Source organism: Mesorhizobium sp. L-8-3, assembly GCF_016756615.1.
Classification (GTDB): domain Bacteria; phylum Pseudomonadota; class Alphaproteobacteria; order Rhizobiales; family Rhizobiaceae.
Genome location: NZ_AP023262.1, coordinates 8,057,777 through 8,075,198, shown reverse-complemented (window position 1 = coordinate 8,075,198; position 17,422 = coordinate 8,057,777). Strand labels below are relative to the sequence as shown.

Annotated in this window: 15 protein-coding genes; 8 read left to right on the top strand and 7 right to left on the bottom strand. The window is 64.7% G+C overall.

The genetic code is table 11. The annotated features are described in order from the left end of the window. Positions 1–65: 65 nt before the first annotated feature. Positions 66–1,562: a class I adenylate-forming enzyme family protein gene (locus JN302_RS37050; protein ID WP_202330915.1), complete on the top strand. Its 1,497-nt coding sequence runs from the start codon at positions 66–68 to the stop codon at positions 1,560–1,562. A gap of 55 nt (positions 1,563–1,617) precedes the next feature. On the opposite strand, the gene JN302_RS37045 is transcribed toward JN302_RS37050, so the two are convergent. The 7 genes from JN302_RS37045 to JN302_RS37015 all read right to left on the bottom strand — a co-directional run bounded on the left by JN302_RS37045 (position 1,618) and on the right by JN302_RS37015 (position 8,432). Next, a complete protein-coding gene (locus tag JN302_RS37045) occupies positions 1,618–2,607 on the bottom strand; it encodes a glucokinase (protein WP_202330914.1) in 990 nt (329 codons plus the stop codon). Between the two features lie 99 nt (positions 2,608–2,706). After that, entirely contained in the window at positions 2,707–3,738 is a 1,032-nt protein-coding gene (locus tag JN302_RS37040; RefSeq protein ID WP_202330913.1) for a Gfo/Idh/MocA family protein, read from the bottom strand. Beyond that, positions 3,735–4,799, bottom strand: coding sequence for a Gfo/Idh/MocA family protein (locus JN302_RS37035; protein WP_202309255.1), 1,065 nt, complete (start codon positions 4,797–4,799; stop codon positions 3,735–3,737). Before JN302_RS37035 ends, JN302_RS37040 begins: the two co-directional genes overlap by 4 nt. A gap of 165 nt (positions 4,800–4,964) precedes the next feature. Continuing rightward, a complete protein-coding gene (locus JN302_RS37030; RefSeq protein ID WP_202330912.1) occupies positions 4,965–6,017 on the bottom strand; it encodes an ABC transporter substrate-binding protein in 1,053 nt (350 codons plus the stop codon). Between the two features lie 32 nt (positions 6,018–6,049). Then, positions 6,050–6,829 (bottom strand): ABC transporter permease, encoded by a 780-nt coding sequence (locus tag JN302_RS37025; protein ID WP_202330911.1) that lies wholly within the window; start codon positions 6,827–6,829, stop codon positions 6,050–6,052. Further along, on the bottom strand, positions 6,826–7,617 hold the full coding sequence (locus JN302_RS37020; protein ID WP_202330910.1) for an ABC transporter permease: 792 nt from the start codon (positions 7,615–7,617) through the stop codon (positions 6,826–6,828). Before JN302_RS37020 ends, JN302_RS37025 begins: the two co-directional genes overlap by 4 nt. Next, positions 7,614–8,432, bottom strand: coding sequence for an ABC transporter ATP-binding protein (locus tag JN302_RS37015; protein ID WP_244742686.1), 819 nt, complete (start codon positions 8,430–8,432; stop codon positions 7,614–7,616). Before JN302_RS37015 ends, JN302_RS37020 begins: the two co-directional genes overlap by 4 nt. A gap of 156 nt (positions 8,433–8,588) precedes the next feature. Between JN302_RS37015 and JN302_RS37010 the strand changes: the two genes are divergently transcribed. The 7 genes from JN302_RS37010 to JN302_RS36980 all read left to right on the top strand — a co-directional run bounded on the left by JN302_RS37010 (position 8,589) and on the right by JN302_RS36980 (position 17,420). Further along, the gene (locus JN302_RS37010; RefSeq protein WP_202309251.1) at positions 8,589–9,791 is read left to right on the top strand and encodes a GntR family transcriptional regulator; all 1,203 of its coding nucleotides are present in this window, start codon (positions 8,589–8,591) and stop codon (positions 9,789–9,791) included. Between the two features lie 180 nt (positions 9,792–9,971). Beyond that, positions 9,972–11,522, top strand: a complete 1,551-nt coding sequence (locus JN302_RS37005) for a hypothetical protein (protein ID WP_202330909.1) — start codon at positions 9,972–9,974, stop codon at positions 11,520–11,522. A 120-nt stretch (positions 11,523–11,642) separates the two neighbouring features. Then, a complete protein-coding gene (locus JN302_RS37000) occupies positions 11,643–13,001 on the top strand; it encodes an extracellular solute-binding protein (RefSeq protein ID WP_202330908.1) in 1,359 nt (452 codons plus the stop codon). Positions 13,002–13,020: 19 nt separating this feature from the next. Continuing rightward, positions 13,021–13,962 (top strand): carbohydrate ABC transporter permease, encoded by a 942-nt coding sequence (locus JN302_RS36995; RefSeq protein WP_202330907.1) that lies wholly within the window; start codon positions 13,021–13,023, stop codon positions 13,960–13,962. Further along, positions 13,959–14,795, top strand: a complete 837-nt coding sequence (locus JN302_RS36990) for a carbohydrate ABC transporter permease (protein WP_202330906.1) — start codon at positions 13,959–13,961, stop codon at positions 14,793–14,795. Before JN302_RS36995 ends, JN302_RS36990 begins: the two co-directional genes overlap by 4 nt. 130 nt (positions 14,796–14,925) lie before the next feature. Continuing rightward, positions 14,926–16,452, top strand: a complete 1,527-nt coding sequence (locus JN302_RS36985; protein WP_202330905.1) for a sulfatase — start codon at positions 14,926–14,928, stop codon at positions 16,450–16,452. Positions 16,453–16,454: 2 nt separating this feature from the next. Then, positions 16,455–17,420, top strand: a complete 966-nt coding sequence (locus tag JN302_RS36980) for a DUF4432 family protein (protein WP_202330904.1) — start codon at positions 16,455–16,457, stop codon at positions 17,418–17,420. Positions 17,421–17,422 lie beyond the last annotated feature (2 nt).

Sequence of the window (17,422 nt, the reverse complement as noted above, 5' to 3'; positions counted from 1 at the left end):
GCGGGCTTCAAATCCCGCGACTGCGCCGGGCCCTTCGGCAGCCACTCTCTGGGGAGGACCGAGACATGAACGTCTATGCAATGTTCGCGGATGCCATGCGGCGCCGCGCCGATGCGGTTGCCATCCGTCACGGCGAACGCCGGCTGAGCTATCGCGAGCTCGATGCCATGGCCGCGGCGGCGGGGGCGCTCTTCGCATCCCATGGCAGCTTGCCGGGCGATCGGGTACTGCTCTTCCTGAGAAACGGGTTCGAATATCCTGCCCTCCTTCTGGGCGCGATGCGTGCGGGCTTCGTGGTGGTCCCGGTCAACGCCAAGCTCCACCCTCGTGAAGTCGCCTGGATCGCCGGCGATTGTGCGCCGAAGGTCGTCGTCACCCACCGCGAGCACGTCGTGCCGCTCCGTGAGGGGCTCGACGCTGCGGTGCAGTGCCGGACGCTTGCCGTGGAAGACCTCGGTCTCGCTCATGGTCCGTTGTCGAAGCCGGTCGAGGCGGAGCCGGACGAGCCGGCCTGGATCTTCTACACCTCCGGGACGACGGGTCGACCCAAGGGCGCGACGCTTACCCATCGCAATCTGGTCGCGGCTTCTATCAATTGCCTCGCCGACATCTTCGACTTTCGGAGCGACGACCGCGTGCTCCACGTCGCGCCGCTCTCGCATGGCAGCGGGCTCTATCTCCTACCTTCGCTGGCGCGGGGCGCGGAAAACATCATCTCCGATCGGCCGGGCTTCCAGCCGGACGAGGTTTTGGACATGGTCGCGGCCGAAGGCATCACCGCCTTCGCCTTCGTTGCGCCGACGATGATCGTGCGCCTGCTGGACGCCGCCCCTCGCGACGATCTCGCATCGTTGCGCGGCGTGATCTATGGCGGTGCGACCATCCATCTGGAGCACATCAAGGCCGCAGTCGCGCGCTTCGGCTCGATCTTCCACCAGCTCTACGGCCAGGGCGAAGCCCCCATGACGATCTCCTATCTGCCCGCCCGCGACCATGTCGGGGCCGACGATCAGGCATTGCTTTCAGCCGGCTATGTGCGCGCCGGTGTGGAGGTCAAGCTGGTCGACGGCGAGGATCGCGAGGTCGGGCCTGACGAGGACGGCGAGATCTGCGTGCGCGGCGATGTCGTCATGAAGGGCTATTGGGGAAACCCGAAGGCGACCGCGTCAACCTTGCGCGGCGGCTGGCTCCACACCGGCGACATCGGCCATTTCGACGGCGGCGGCCGGCTGCGCGTGCTCGACCGCCGGCACGACACGATCATCTCCGGCGGCACCAACATCTATCCCAAGGAGGTGGAGGACGTGATCGCGTCACATCCCGGCGTCCGCGAGGTGATCGCCTTCGGACTGCCCGACCCGGAATGGGGCGAGAGCGTCGCCGTGGCCGTCGTGGCCGAAGACCCGGAATTGAACGAGGCGGCGCTCTTGTCTTTCTGCAAGGCCAACCTCGCCAGCTTCAAGAAGCCGAAGCGCGTGATCTTCGTGTCCGAGTTGCCCAAGAACGCTTACGGCAAGGTGCTGCGCAGGGCGCTGAAGGACCAGTACACCTCGGCAAGGTAAGAGCGGATCATATCGAGCGCTTCTCCCGGGACTCGGCCGGCGCCGGCATTCGGACCTATCGGCTGTATCTCGATGACAGCAGCCACTCGACGCAACCGGCCAGCGCCGCTCGATCATCCGTCAGTAACGCCACCGGGAAGCTCTCCATGAAGGACGACATGCGGCCCTTCGCAAGGAAGGATTGCCGGAATGTCGGCGTCGATGTCATCAGCGGCGCAAGCGCGCGGGAGACACCTCCCGAGAGATAAATGCCCGAGGTCGGCAGGTAGGCGAGGGCAAGGTCGCCGACCACGCGGCCGAGAAGGCGCAGGAACATGTCGGCTGCCTCGATACAGTCGGGATCGGCCTGCGATACCGCAAGGCGGGAGATCTCCGCGGCGGACCGTCCCGCCGGATCGCGGCCGTTGCGTTCACAGACCCATTGATGGATCTCGCGCAATCCGTTGCCCGACAGCGCCCGTTCGACCGACGCGCGGCCACGTCCTTTGGAGAGTTTGCGCTGCAGCTCGAACTCCTGCTCGCCAGCCAGCGGCAAGGTCATGTGGCCGCATTCGGCCGCAGCGACGTGGGGTTCGCCGCCGAAGCGAGGTGGATGACAGGCCGCGGCATTGAAACCGGTTCCGGCGCCCAGGACCATTCGTGTGCCGCTGGAGGAGACCGGCTCGCCGGGCACGAGGATCGGCTGCGTCTCTAGCGCATCGACCCGCATCAGGGCGAAGCCCAGCGCCTCGAAGTCGTTGATGAAACCGACATCGCTCGCGCCGGTCAGGCGTGCGACATCCGCCCGCCGGATCGTCCAGTCGCGGTTCGTCAACCGTGCTCCTTCTGGCGTCGCTACGCCTGCCAGCGCGATACAGACGGATGTGAGCGACCGCGCCGCCGTGGACGCGAGATAGGTGTCGAGCAGCGCATCGAAATCGCCGAACGCCTCGTTCGCGAAACTGGACAGCGTCTCGCCGATCAGCCGATCATTCTCGACCAGGCCCAACCGCGTATTGGTTCCGCCGATGTCGCATGCCAATGAGATCACGGTGTCACCTTTCATTGTCCCAAGCGCCGAACGGCTGGGACTTCCCTGCTATGAATACGGGCGCGAGCGCGGTGCTTTTCCGATAGGCCACGGGGAGAAGCTTGCGCAGGGTAGTCAAGGTCGGAGCGGTTCGGCGCGGCCCGACCCGACCGAGCGATAGGCTGCATCGATGAGCGCGAAGGCCCTGCGGCCGTCCTCGATCGTCACCGGCATCGGTCCGCCGTCCTTGAGCGCCTTGATGAAGGCCCAGGCAACATGTTCGTGAAAGACGCCGGTCTTGAAATGCGGGACCGTCGGCGAGGCGGTCCAGGCGCCGCCGTCATCGTCTTTTCGGAAAACCCTCAGGAACGCGCTCTCGCGGGTCGGGCGCGATGCGATGTCGACGCCGCCGAGCACGATGCTGCCTTCGGTTCCGTAGATTTCGATCGAGGCGTCCGCTGCCGCGAAGGCCCAACTCGTCGTCACCTCGGCGATGAGGCCTCCGGCGTAACGGAAGATGGCCGCAGCCGTGTCTTCAACCCGCAATCCGAATGTCGAGGACGAGACCGTCGCGAAGGCCGTCTCCGGCATGCCGAACATCCAGCACAGGAAGTCGGCTGCATGCACGCCCTCGTCGAGAAGTGTCCCGCCCCCGGAAAGGGCGGGATCGACGAACCATCCGGCACGAAAATCGGCGCTGAAGCCGTGGCTGTGCCCGTGCCTGATCCGGCACAGCGTCACCTGTCCGATGGCACCCTCCCGGAGCAGGGTTGCGATCTCGTGATTGACGGGATCGAAGCGTTTCGGAAAACTCTGCATGAAGGGTATGCCTGCCTCGGCCACGATCGCGGCGATCTCGTCGCAGTCTCCGAGACTTTTCCCCAGCGGTTTTTCGCACAGTACCGGGCGACCCTGAGCGGCGGCCGCGCGAACGAGCCCCACATTCTCGCTCGTGGCCGAACAGACGGCGACGGCGTCACACTTGGCGATCAGGTCCGGAAGGTCGTACCAGGCCGCAACGCCGTAGCGGGCGGCGAACTCGGCAGCTTTGGCGTTGTCCCCATCCCAGATGCCGGCGATCTCGGCGTCGGGGCTCTGCTGGATGGCGCGGGTCCAGAAATTGGCGTGATAATGCGCTACGCCGAGGATCGCGATCCTGATCGTCATGCTGCGTCTCCCTGCCCCGTAATCGTGACGGGAACCCGCTCGCCGGAACGCGCGGCTTCGTAGATCGTCTCGGCGATCCTCACCGAGCGCAGGCCGGCCTCGGGCGTGTCGTCCGGCTCGGCGTCGCCGCGCACGATCGCGAGCCAGTGGCGGTGATGCGCCTGGCCGAAGGGCTGATCGGGAAGGTCGGGGACGACCCAGTCGACCTTGCTGGTCACCGCCGGTGCATGGATCGCGGCAGGCCCGCGCTGGGTCCGCAGCCATGCGGTGCCGTTCTCGGCATAGACTTCGAGGCGGAAACGGTCGCAGCCGCGCAGTTCCGTGTAGCTCATCTCGTGGCTGGCGCGGATACCGTTCGAGAACCGGTAGAGGGCGAGCACATTGTCTTCCAGGCCGGAGCGGACAGTGGTTCCGTTGGCCAGTTGTCGTTCGGGTTTTGCGGTCGTCATATCGGCCTGCAGCGATTCGATTTCGCCGAAGAGATGACGGCAGAGATCGATGCCGTGGACGCCGAGCTGCATCACCACACCGCCGGATACATTGCCCGGCTTGAAGAACCAGTCGTTCCAGTCGGCGCCGGGGGTGGCGTTGCGGATGCGCACCGTATGGATTGCACCGAGCTGCCCCTGTGAGATCAGATCACGAAGCCAGGCCACCTCCGGGAAGTAGCGATGCATGAAGCTCACGGTCAGCCGGCCGCGCGATTGGCCCGCCGCCTCGATGATGCGGCTGCACTGGACACTATCCAGAGCCATGGGTTTCTGCAGCAGGACGGATTTTCCCGCTGCGAGCGCATCGACGGCAATCGGCTCGTGGGTGTCGTCGGGCGAAGCGATCACGACCGCATCGATCGCGGGATCGTCGAGCACGGCGCGATAGTCCGTTTCGATCCGGGGAATGCCGAGACGCGCGGCGCGTTCGGCTGTCGCCTCGCGACGCCTGCCGACGAGGGTGGTCACCGTCGCGCCGCCTGCGCTCCTCAATCCGTTGACGTGGTAGTCCGAGATGAATCCGGCACCAATCACGGCGACGGAGACGTTGTCTGCGGCCGAGCCCGCCATGTCGTTCTTCCTGTCAGATAAGGGCGGCAGCGACCATCGAATATGCCGGTGCCGGTTAGAGCGCCGCGCGTCCACTTGGACGCGCTTGGGACGCCTAACACTTTGAGTCTTCGCATCGTGCTTTTCCGAAAATCGAGCACGATTTTCGGGCCGATGCGGTGGCGTTCAGGGCTTCCACTGGCCTTCGATGTCGACCAGGGACGGGTCCACCGCCTTCATCGGTTCGGTATAGGTGTAGGTGAGCACGTCCTGGGCGTCGCCCTGGATGCGGTTCGTCGCCTTGAGATAGGAGGCGATCGCGGCCATGTCGTCGACATAGGCCTGGTCGGCCTTCGGCGTGAAGGTGTAGTCCGAGATCTGGGCCTGGTTCATCTCAAGCGGCTGCTTCTGGAAATCGGAATAGATCTTCAGGACCTCGTCCCTGTTGGCGGGGTCTGCGACATAGGCCTGTGCCTTGAGCAGCGTCCTGACCAGCGCGCTGGTTGCTTTCGGGTTCTCGCGCACCCAATCCTGCGACGCGACCCAGACCGTGCGGTTGCTGGAGACGGGGACCTCTTCCCCGTTGTTCTTGGCGAAGAAGCTTTTCGTGCCGGTGTGCACGATCTTGCCGTCCTGCTCCTTGACCGCGCGATAGGGGAAAGGCTCCCAGAAGATGATGCCCTGGATCTCGTTGTTCGCCATCGCCGCCATGGCTTCGGGCGGCGTGAGGTTGACCGTCTGTATCTTGGCGGCATCGAGCCCGTAATGCTTGGCGACATTGGCGAGCAGCGCGCCTGACGTCGAACTCACCAGAAGCCCGAGCTTGGTCTTGTAGAGATCCTCGGCGTTTTCGACGCCGGCATCCTTGCGCACCACGATCTTCTCCAGACCATGGCTGACCGCATTGGTGCCGAGGATCACGACGGGAATGCCGTTATGGGCCATCGAGACGGGCGGAAGGTTGCCAGGGGTCCAGAGCTGGATCTGGTCGGCGAGCAATGCCTCGCCGGCGAGATTGCCGGAAGCGAAGGTCTTGAATTCGACATTCTTGAAGCCGGCCTCGGCGAACCAGCCCTTCTCCTTGGCGACGATATGGACCAGGAAGGGCAGGTCGGGGCCGATGCTGATCGACAGCGTGTCGGTCTCGACCTCCTGGGCGATGGCCGGCGCGCCCAAAGCGGCCACGGCGAGCATGCCTGCGGCGATCGTTGTCTTCAGCAATGCGGTCAGGTTTTTCATTGTGTCTCTCCCCTTGGTGCAGCCGTCCTGCGTCACGCGCCGTGCCAGCGGCCGATCCAGCGCTTGATCGCTGCGCCGATGGCTGCGTCGGTGACGAGATTGAGAAATCCGATGAGCAGGATACCGACGATGATGACGCCGACCGAGCCCCCGGTGTTGCGTTCGTTGATGATCATGAAGCCGAGCCCGCGATCAGCGGCGATCAGCTCCGCCGCGACCAGCACGCCGAAGCTCAGGCCCCAGCCGATGCGCACGCCCGTCGCCAGATCGGGCGCGGCGGCCGGAACCGCGACGCGCAACAGCAGCGGGATGCCGTTCAGTCCCATTGTCTGGCCGGCGCGCAGCAGCACCGGATCGACGCTGCGCATGCCCTGATAGGCGGAGGTGACGACGGGAAAGAAGGCCCCGAGGAAAATGATGAAGAACTTCGACGGCTCGCCCAGCCCGAACCAGATGATGGCGAGCGGGATCCAGGCGAGCGGCGGAATGGGGCGCAGCAATTCGATCAGCGGCCGCGCGATCATGCCGAAGGCTTTGTACCAGCCGGCCGCGATTCCGATGACCGCTCCCGCGAACGCGCCGAGCACGAAACCGGAAAAAACCCTGAGCAGGCTCCAGGCCAGATGTTCGCCGAGCGTCCCGGCCGTCAGGCGCTCGGCTGCCATGCCGATCGCCAGCGACGGGCTTGGGAAGACAGCCGGGTCGAGCACACCGCCGCGCGCCGCCGCTTCCCAGATCGCCACCGCGCCCAGCGCGCCGAGCACGCCCAGCCCGATGTCGTTCTCGCGCAGCCGGCGCCAGGCGTTGCTCATCGCCGCACCTGATCGAGATTGCCGGCCCATGGAAGCAGGCGGCGTTCGAGACCGGCGAGCCCGGCGGTGATCGCGAAGCCGAGCAGGCCGATGATCAGCATGCCGATGATGGTGATCTCGCTGCGGTAGAAGGTGCGCGCCTCCATGATGAGCGCACCCAGTCCCTCGATGGTGCCGATCATCTCGGCGCCGACGATGACCATGAAGCCGACCCCAAGCGCCATCCGCGCGCCGGCGAAGATGCGGGGCAGGGCAGCGGGAAGGACGACCCGTCGATAGAGCTCCACTCCGCGAACGTCGAACGATCTTGCTGCCCGCAACAGTACGGGATCGACATATCTGACACCCGCGATGACGTTGGAAAGCATCGTCCAGAAGCAGCCATAGCCGATCAGCACGATCTTCGTCAGTTCGCCCGCACCGAACCAGACGATCACGAGCGGCAGGAGGCTGAGCGTGGCGACCGAGCGGCAGAAGACGACGACAGGCGCCGTGAGCTTGTCGAGCACGGGCACGGCGCCGATAAGCAGGCCGATCGGGATCGCCAGCGCGATTGCGGCGAGATAGCCCTGCAGGACCCGCCCGACCGTCGCCAGAGTATGCGACCAGATCGAGACACCGGTCGGGAAGCCTGTCGTGGACAACTCCACGAAGCCGCTTGCGATGCGGCTCGCCGGTGGAAACTGGTAAGGTTTCAGATAGCCGAGCCGCACCGCCAGTTCCCAGGCGAGCAGGGCGCAGGCGATGACGGCGACCGAGACGAGCGGCCTGACGATGCGCGCGGTCATGACGAGAGCTCGCTCCAGATTTCCTCGTAGAGCGCGTTGAACTCGGGCGTTGTGCGCGAGCGCGGCCGGGGCATGCGGACGTCGAAGACCCGCTTGATGCGGCCCGGATCGGGCGCGAGCAGCACGATGCGATCCGACAGCGTCAGGGCCTCGTTGATGGAATGGGTAACGAACACGACCGTCTTGCGCCTTGCCTGCCAGATGCGCAGCAACTCCTGCTGCAGTTCGATCCGGGTCAACTCGTCCAGCGCTCCGAAAGGCTCGTCCATCAGAAGGATCTGCGGGTCGAGTGCCAGGGCTCGCGCGATCGAGACGCGCTGCTGCATGCCGCCCGACATTTCGCGCGGATACCGCGCTGCCGCCGCTTCGAGCCCGACCAGCTTCAACAGTTCGATGCTGCGATTGCGGCGTTCTGTTTTTGAGAGTCCGGCCTTGCGGAAGCCGAAGGCCACATTGTCAGCCGCGGTGAGCCAGGGGAAAAGGGCATGCTGCTGGAAGACGACACCCTGGCCCTGGCCCGGCCCGGTCACCGGTTTCCCGTCGATGGAGATTTCACCCGAGGAGGCTGCCTCGAGGCCCGCGACGATGTTGAGGAGGGTCGTCTTGCCGCAGCCGCTGCGTCCGACCAGCGATACGAACTCGTTCTCGGCGATGTCGAGATCGATGCCGCTGAGTACCGGCACCTCGCCTCCGGCTCGCGACGGAAAGGTCTTCTTCACACCGCCGATGCGGATGAAGCGGCCGAAAGCTTCCGGATCTGCTCCATCCGTGGACGCCGGATGCGTCGCGAGTGCGGCGTTCGTGCGATATGCCACCGACGCTCCTCCCTCGAGCTTCCCTGGTCGCTGTCAACGCAGCCTATCGCGAATGTTCAAATTGTAAAGTGCAATTTGTATCTCTCGATGTATAATGTCGGCTATGCCATCGGATGCGCGGCGACGGCGGCTTCGATTGTGAAGTGAGAGGTCTGAATGTATTCAACTCGTTACGCCAACCCGATGAACCGGCCGCGCGGCCAGGCGGGCGAGGGGCGCGACGGGAATGAACGAAAAGGCAAAGGCTTGGTGAGCATGTCGGGCAATATCGTACTCAGTTCCCTGCACGACCTGATCGCCAGGCTCGAGGATGGCGCCAGGCTGCCGACGGTCCGCGACCTGATGAAGCGGCATCGGGTCAGCCAGGCGACCGTGCAGGAAGCCATAAATCGCCTCCGCGACGAGGGGGTGGTGACCTCGCAGGTCGGCCGCGGCACCTATGTGGTCAAGGGCGGCAGCGGCGCGCGCACGGATCGTGCTTTCGGCTCCGCTCCGGTGCTCGACAGCCTGCTCATCCTGTCGAATGCGAGCATGAACGAGCGCTGTGCTCTCGTGCAGAACTACATCGTCCAGGAGATGTCTCGCGAAGGCAGCAAGGTCGTCCAGATCTCTTATCATCACACCGATCACCTGCTCGAGATCCTGAGTTCCCTCCCGAATTTCGACGCTGCGATCCTCCAGTCCCACTATGAGAGCATCCCGATCCGGCTCCTGCATCTCTTGCAGCAGAAGACCCGGGCCCTTGTCGTTGACGGCCATACGGTCTCGGGCGTCGACATAGACCGCATCGGCACGGATTGGGAAGACGCGCTGGAGCTCGCGTTCCGGCATCTGAGCGAGCTTGGTCACCGATCCTTCGGCATGGTGTCCCTCAACACGACGGCGCAGCCGGTGCTCGCGGCGCGTCGCGCCTTTGTGCGGCACGGATCGATAGGCCGGGAGGGGTACGTCTTCCACGCACCCGTCGTCCTCGATGGCGTCCTGCATCCGACCCACAGCGTCGAAAAAGCCCTGGAGTATGCGCTGTCGGGACTCATGGGCGAGGATGGCCGCCTTCCATTCACGGCTCTGGTTACAGTGGGCATCTCCGACACGCTCGGTGTCCGCCAATGCCTGGACCGGCTGGGATTGCGCAGGCCGCGGGATCTGAGCGTCGCCATCCTTGGCCATCACGACGTCCCGACCGAACATCTCGGCGACATGACCGTCTCCGGCAGTTCGCATCTGGAGGCGGCGCAGAAGCTGGTGGAGACCATCCGTAAGCGGATCGTGGAGCCCGCTTCTCCGCCGCAGATCGTCTATCTGCAATGCAGCCAGATTACCCGCCAGAGCACCGGGCCCGCGCCCAAGACCCGCTGACCGCTCCATTCGCAACCTCATTGGTGAAAGGCGGAACTTTCCGTCTTGCCAAGCTTCGAATTCGCGAATACGGTACAATACATATTGTATCCAAGGCGCCTGCGATGTGCTCTTTCCCTATGCCGGCAATGCAGACGGCTTCCGTCCGGTGGAAGCGCAACCATCCCGGAGCGATGTCCGATGCTCGGTGAGCGCCTGCCTGAGCGGCTGTCGCCGCTCGCTGCCGGGCTAGGACTGACGCCCTGGTACGGCGACCTGCACAACCATTGCGACATCTCGTACGGGCACGGCAGCCTCCCGCAGGCGCTGACGCGGGCCAGACGGCAGCTCGACTTCGTGTCCGTCACCGGACACTCCTATTGGCCCGACATGCCGGTCGACGATGCGAGCGTGGCTCATATCGTCGATTTCCACGTCAAGGGTTTCGCCAGGCTCGAGGCGCTCTGGCCGGAGCACTTCGATCGTCTTGCGGCGATCGACGAGCCCGGGGTCTTCACCGTGTTCCCCGGCTACGAGATGCATTCCTTCGCGCATGGCGATTACACGATCGTCTATCGCGATCTCGACCGTCGCCCTATGCTGAGAGCCGACACGCCGGAAAGGCTCCACAGCCTGCTGCGTGCCGAGCTGGGCGAGGGGGCCTTCGCCTTCCCGCACCACATCGGCTACCGGCTCGGCGCGCGCGGCATCAACTGGGAGACTTTCGTCGAGGACCTGTCGCCGGTCCTGGAGATCGTCTCGATGCATGGCTGCTCGGAGGCTTCGGTCATGGACCGGCCCTTCCTCCATTCCATGGGGCCGAGCGATGGTTTCGGCACCGTTCGGCACGGCCTCGACCTCGGCCACGTCTTCGGTTTTCTCGGCAACACCGACCATCACAGCGGCTATCCCGGCTCTTACGGGCACGGCAGGTCGGCGGTCTATGCGCCCGAGAACCGGCGCGATGCGCTGTGGGGCGCCATCCATCGTAGGCAGACGGTCGCGCTGACGGGCGATCGAACGCATCTCTTCGCTTCGCTGGGCGGCGTGCCGGTCGGAGGCATCGTCGCGCCCGATGTGGAGCCGGAGCTGAGCATCGAAGCGGTGGCTGGTGGCCATATCGACTATATAGACGTGATCCGGAACGGCGCGCTGGCTGCGCGGGTGACGCCGGACGTCTTGCCGGCGCCGATCGACCGCACGGCGGGCCGCATGGAAACCCTTCTTGTGCTCGAGCTCGGTTGGGGCGCTCGCGGGAAGGTTCACGAATGGCGGGGGACCCTCGACCTCGTTGGCGGCGAGATCCTCTCGGTGGAGCCGCGACTTCGGGGCAGCGAAGTGGTCTCGCCGCTCGAAGGCAAGAGCGACGCGGCCGACGAGAACGCGATCTCGCTGGACGGAAGCCGCATATCCTTCGCCGTCGCCGCGCCGGCCAACCCGAACAACATGACGGCCGCAACGCAGGCTTTCGCGGCGCGTGTGGTGCTCGACCCGGATGCACGCTTCGTCCTCGAGACAAACGGACAGCGTTTCGAGGCTACCGCGTCGCGGCTCATGCAGGGCGCGCTGTCGGGGAATCTCGGGCCGATAGACAGTCCCGCCTTCCGCTTCCATCCGTTGCCGCGCCCGCATCAGTGGCAGTGGGCAGGTCGCATCAGGCTCGAGCCGTTGGTCGCCGGGGATTGGGTCTATGTGCGCATGCGCCAGGCCAACGGCCAATGGAGTTGGGCGAGCCCGATATTCTGCCGGTGAGCGATCGGAGGAAAGGCATACCGGCGCATGCCGGTACAAAGGGAAGAGAGTTGCTTGAGGCCGGGTCGCCGACCGGGTGAGGTTCGCATCACCACATGAAGTCATGAAGGGAGAGAGAGAATGAGCCTCGATTTTCGCATTCCAAGACGAAACCTTCTCAAGGGCATGGGCGCGGCTGGCCTGGGCTCGGCGCTGGGCCTCGGGTCGATCCGGCCGCTCTATGCGCAAAGCGTTGCGCCGATCACCATCGTCATCAACCAGTCGCCCTGGTTCGAGAGCTTCCGCAAGACCGTGGAGGCATACGAGGCCGCGACCGGCAACAAGGTCGAACTGGACGTCAATCCGTTCGCGGGCTCGCTCGAGAAGCAGCGCAATTCCGTGCGCGCCAGGGAAGGCCAGTACGACATACTGATCATGAATTCCGGCTGGTTCACCGAGATGTATGCCGGCGGCTTCGTGGACCCGATCACCGACATCGATCCGGGTTTCAGGCTCGACCCTGAAATCTACACGCTCGGCGACACGATCTACTACAATGCCGAGAAGAAGACGGTGACGGCTGACGGCAAGCTCATGTCGATCCCCGTCTCGCCGCTGATCCCGATGCTCTACTATCGCGGCGATCTCTACCAGGAGGCCGGTCTGCAGGCGCCGAAGACCTTCGCCGATCTCGAAGCAAATGCGCGCAAGTTCCATAACCCGCCCGGCATGTACGGGATCGTGCAGCGCGGCGCCCGCGGACCGCACACGGTCGCCTACGACTTCTACCCCTATCTCTATGGACATGGCGGCGGGATCTTCAGGGACCAGTCTGCCGGCGACTACAGCGTGACGTTCAACTCGCCGGAGGGTCGGGAAGCGCTCGACTATTACATCCGGCTGGCGCGCGAAGCAGGCCATCCCAAGACCGCCGCTTCCGACCAGGCCGAAGTCATCCAGGCGATGGTCACCGGCCATGCCGCTCATATCATGATGGTCATCGCAGCATGGTCGCAGATGGACGATCCCAACAAGTCGGCGATCGTCGACAAGGTCGAGTGGGCGCCGCCGCCTTCGCTGCCCGGCCTGCCCACCGCGCCCGGTCTGGGTCATTGGCTGGCGGGCATCTCCAGGAACGTACCCGATGACCGCAAGCGCGCCGCTGTCGAGTTCCTGCGCTGGTACCAGACGAAGGACGCCCAACTCGAGACCGCCAATGCCGGCGGCATTCCCGTGCATGCGGCGGTCTACGAGGAGCCGATCGCGGACGAGCGCAAATATCGCTGGATGAAGCCGCTCGCGGAGGCGCTGCCGCATGCCGTCAACATCTATCAGTTCCCGGAAGCGAGCGAGGTGATCGCCATTCTCGAACTGGGCCTCAATCGCGCCATCGCCGGCGAAGTCACCAGCGTCGACGCGCTCAATGGAATGGCCGACGAGATCCAGAAGGTCATGGCCGGTCATTTCTACAAGACCGGAGCGCTGGAACCCCTGAAGTAGCCGCGCGGAGGAGAAGCCGGTGACGACGATCCAGTCGACAGGGGCGCGCGACATGTCTGCCGCGCGCTCCCGCAGGCAAATCGAAAGCGCTGACCAGCGTCTCTGGCGCTGGCTCACCTTCTCGCCGGCGTTGGCCGTCATGCTGGCGTTGAGCGTCCTGCCGCTCGCCGGTCTCTTCCTGACCAGCTTCCAGAACATCGCCTGGGTCGATGGACAGCCCGTGCGGTCGTGGGCCGGCTTCGCCCACTACCGCGCGCTGTTCGACGATGCCCTGCTCGGGGCCGCCTTGTGGAACACCGTGATCTTCGCCTTCGGCGCGGTCGCCGGACAGATGGTGCTGGGGTTCGCGCTCGCCGTGCTTTGCAGCAAGGTCACACGCGGGCGCGTCCTCTACAGGGCGATCTTCATCCTGCCGATCCTCATTCCTGGCATTGTCATCGGCGCGATCTGGAAACTGATGCTCAACTATGATTTCGGCCTGGCGAACACGGTGCTCGCCACCGTCGGCATCACGCCGCATGATTGGCTTGGAAGCGCGGAGACGGCGCTTCTCTCCGTCATCATGGTCGACATCTGGCATTGGACGCCGTTCTGCTTCCTGCTCTTCCTGGCCGGACTCGAATCCCTGCCGCAGGACGTGTTCGAAGCCGCCAAGATCGATGGTGCCAGACCCTGGCAGGAACTGCTCCACATCACGCTGCCGCTGATGGTTCCCACAATCGTCGTCACCTTCGCCTTCCGCCTGATCCTTGCCTTCAAGGTCTTCGACGAGGTCTACCTGCTGACCAGCGGCGGACCGGGTACGGCCACCGAGGTCATCAGCTTCACGCTCTACCAGCGTTTCTTCACCGAGGATAAGGCAGGTTACGGCTCGGCGATGTCGGTGGCGGTGATCTTTCTCGTCTGTCTGCTGCTGGTCGTCGCATTGTCCGCGCGCCGCCGATCGGAGGGCGCGTCATGATCCGGCGTTCCGCACGCGAGCCTTCCTCGTTTCCCATCCACCTCGTGCTCGTCGTCTGCGCGTTCATCGTGCTGACGCCGGTCGCCTGGACGGTCGCGGCAGGCTTCCGCACCCAGATATCGCTGCTGATGGGCAGCCTGACGTTCAGTCCGATCTGGGCCAACTTCCAGGAAGTGCTGTTCTCCAAGACCTCCGACTTCCTGCTCAACTATCGCAACTCCATCATCGTCGGCGTGCTGAGCACGGTGCTCTGCGTCGCGGTCGCGACGCTGGCCGCCTTCTCGCTCAACCGGATGCGCTGGCGCCGCTGGGTCGTGCAGGTGTTCCTCGCCTGGACCCTGATCTTCCACATGATCCCGCCGGTTGCCCTGGCGAGCGCCTGGTTCACCATGGCGCGGACCGTCGGCCTCGAGAACACCTTCACGGGCTTGATCCTCGCCCATGCGGCGCTCAATCTGCCGATGGCGATCTGGCTCATGAGCGTCTTCATCCGTGAAGTGCCGAGGGAACTCGAGGAAGCTGCGATCATGGACGGCGCCACCACGCCGGTGCTGCTGTGGCACGTCATTCTGCCGATGATCGCGCCAGGCCTCGCCGCGACGTCGATCCTGACCTTCGTCTTCTCGTGGAACGAATTCGCCGTGGCGCTCACCCTGACGATGAAGCAGACGGCCACTGTTCCGGTGGCGATCGCCAAATACGCACAGGACTTCGAGATCCAGTACACGCAGATGGCCGCGAGCGCGGCGCTGGCGATGATCCCTGCGCTCATCGTGCTGCTCGTCGCGCAACGCTACATCGTCAAGGGCCTGACCCAGGGCGCCGTGAAATAGACCACCAGAGCACCGGACCCGAAAGTGGGTACCGGTTTCGGAACAAATCCGATGCTCAAACAAACGGATAGAGCGGCGGCACCGATTTCATCGGTGCGTCCGCCGCTCCAGTCAGACAGCGGAGACCAGATTGAAGGCCGTATTCGTCCTCTTCGATTCGCTCAATCGCCACATGCTCGGATGTTATGGCGGAACGCGCATCCCCACCCCCAATTTCGACCGGCTGGCAAGACGCTCGGTCGCGTTCGATCGCCACTATGTCGGCAGCCTGCCCTGCATGCCGGCCCGCCGCGACATGCTGACGGGCAGGCTCACCTTCCTCCACCGCAGCTGGGGGCCGCTGGAACCGTTCGACAATGCCTTCCCCGAAATACTGCACCGGCAGCAGGGCACCTACAGCCACCTCGTGACGGACCACTTCCACTATTGGGAGGACGGCGGAGCGACCTATCACAACCGCTACGATTCCTACGAATTCGTCAGGGGGCAGGAAGGCGACCGCTGGAAGGCCATGGTGCAGCCGCATTGGGAACGGCTGCGCGAGAGATACCATGCGCGCCAGTTCAGCGATGCCAGGCGCAGCTATTTCGGTCAGAACATCATCAATCGCGAGTTCATCAGGGATGAGAAGGACTTCCCGTCCGTCCGCTGCTTCGCCGAGGGCTTCGATTTCCTCGATCGCAACCGGGAGGCCGACAACTGGATGCTGCAGATCGAGACCTTCGATCCGCATGAGCCCTTCACCGCGCCGGCCCGCTTCAAGGAAGCATTCGATACCGGGTGGAAAGGGCCGATCCGGGATTGGCCCCGCTACGGCCGCGTCGACGAACTGCCCGAGGAATGCGAGGAACTGCGCGCCAACTACTATGCCGTCGTCGCCATGTGCGATCACCTGCTCGGCGAACTCCTCGACTATTTCGACCGCCACGACATGTGGAAGGATACCGCCCTGGTCGTCACCACCGATCACGGCTTCCTGCTGGGCGAGCACGATTTCTGGGCCAAGAACCGGATGAACCTCTATGAGGAGGTCGCGCATATTCCGCTGTTCCTGCACGATCCGCGACGCCCCGATCTCGCCGGAACGCGCTCGGCCGCTCTCACCCAGTCGATCGATCTGGCGCCCACCTTCCTCGATCTTTTCGGCGCCGAGCCGCCGGCCGAAAACGAGGGCTTCTCGCTCTGCCACATGGCCGATGGCACCGCGATGCGGGATGGAGCCCTGTTCGGCTATTTCGGCGGCGCGGTGAACGTGGCCGACGGCCGATACACCTATCATCGATTTCCCGAGGATCTGTCGAAGCAGGAGCTTTACCAGTACACGCTCATGCCGACGCACATCTTCTCGCCCTTCACGCCCGAGGAACTGTCGGAGGTGACGATTTCTCCGCCGCTCGAATTCTCCAAGGGCGCCGCGCTGCTCAAGGTGCCGGTGATCGAGCGTTCGCCGATGTACAACAATTACGGGCCCGGCGCCTTGCTGGAATCCGAGACGCGGCTCTACGATCTCGAGGCCGATCCCGGTCAGGAACGTCCGCTCGCCGATCCGGCGATCGAAACGCGCATGAAGACGCTCATGGTCCGGCTTATGGCAGCCAATGGTGCGCCGCCCGAGGCCTTTGCAAGGCTCGCCCTCGCCCAAGCCGAAGCAGCCTGAACATGGCTCTTCCACCCGCCACTCTCCGGACGCTTGTCGGCGACCTCAGACAGGTGGCGAGCGTCCGGCGCGTCGTGATGGCCGACGGGCCGGAGGCAGGGGTCGAGGCTCTCGTCTTCTCGACGGGCGGCGGCCTGGATTTCTGGGTGACGGCTGGTCGCATGCTCGACATCGCCACTTTGTCGTGGCGCGGGGTGCAACTTGGTTGGCAAAGCCCGGCGGGTTTCCGCCTGCCGCCTGAAGGGGTCGATCCCGAGCGCCGCTTCAATGCCGGATTCGGCGGTTTCCTCAACACCTGCGGCTTCGATCACATCCGCCAGCCGGCAGGCGGTCATTCGCTGCACGGTTCGGCACCCTTCACGCCGGCGCGTCTGACCGGGCATGGCGAGGATTGGGACGCCGAGGAGCCCGTGCTTTTCTGCGAAGGCGAGATTGTCGCCTGGGCCTATGGCGCCGGCGGCTACCGATTGCGTCGCCGTATCGAGGCGCCGATCGGCGGCCGGACGATCCGGCTGCGCGATACGGTCGAGGTCGTCGGCGCCGAGGCGCTGGCCGTGCTTGCCCTTTACCATTTCAATCTCGGCTTCCCCGCCATCGACGAGACGACACGACTGTTCCTGGATGGACGCCGTATTGCCGGTCCGCTGGAACTGCCGAGCCCGGGCGCGCCGGGACCGTCCGTGCTGCATGAAGCAAGAGGCGAGTGGGCTTCATGTTGCGTGACCGGCGGTGAAATCATCGAATTCCGCTGGCGCACGGACGCGCTGCCCTGGCTCCAGCTCTGGCAGGACCTGCGCCCCGGCTGCGGCGTGCTCTCGGTCGAGCCTTGCAGTGCCGGTCGCCGTTCGGACGGCTCGAATGAGGTCACGCCGCTGCTTGCGCCTGGCGAGAAGCGCAGCTTCGCAATCGATGTCGTTGTCGGCGGGACGGATGATCCAGCCACGAATGCCCCGAATCGAGAGACCTGAGA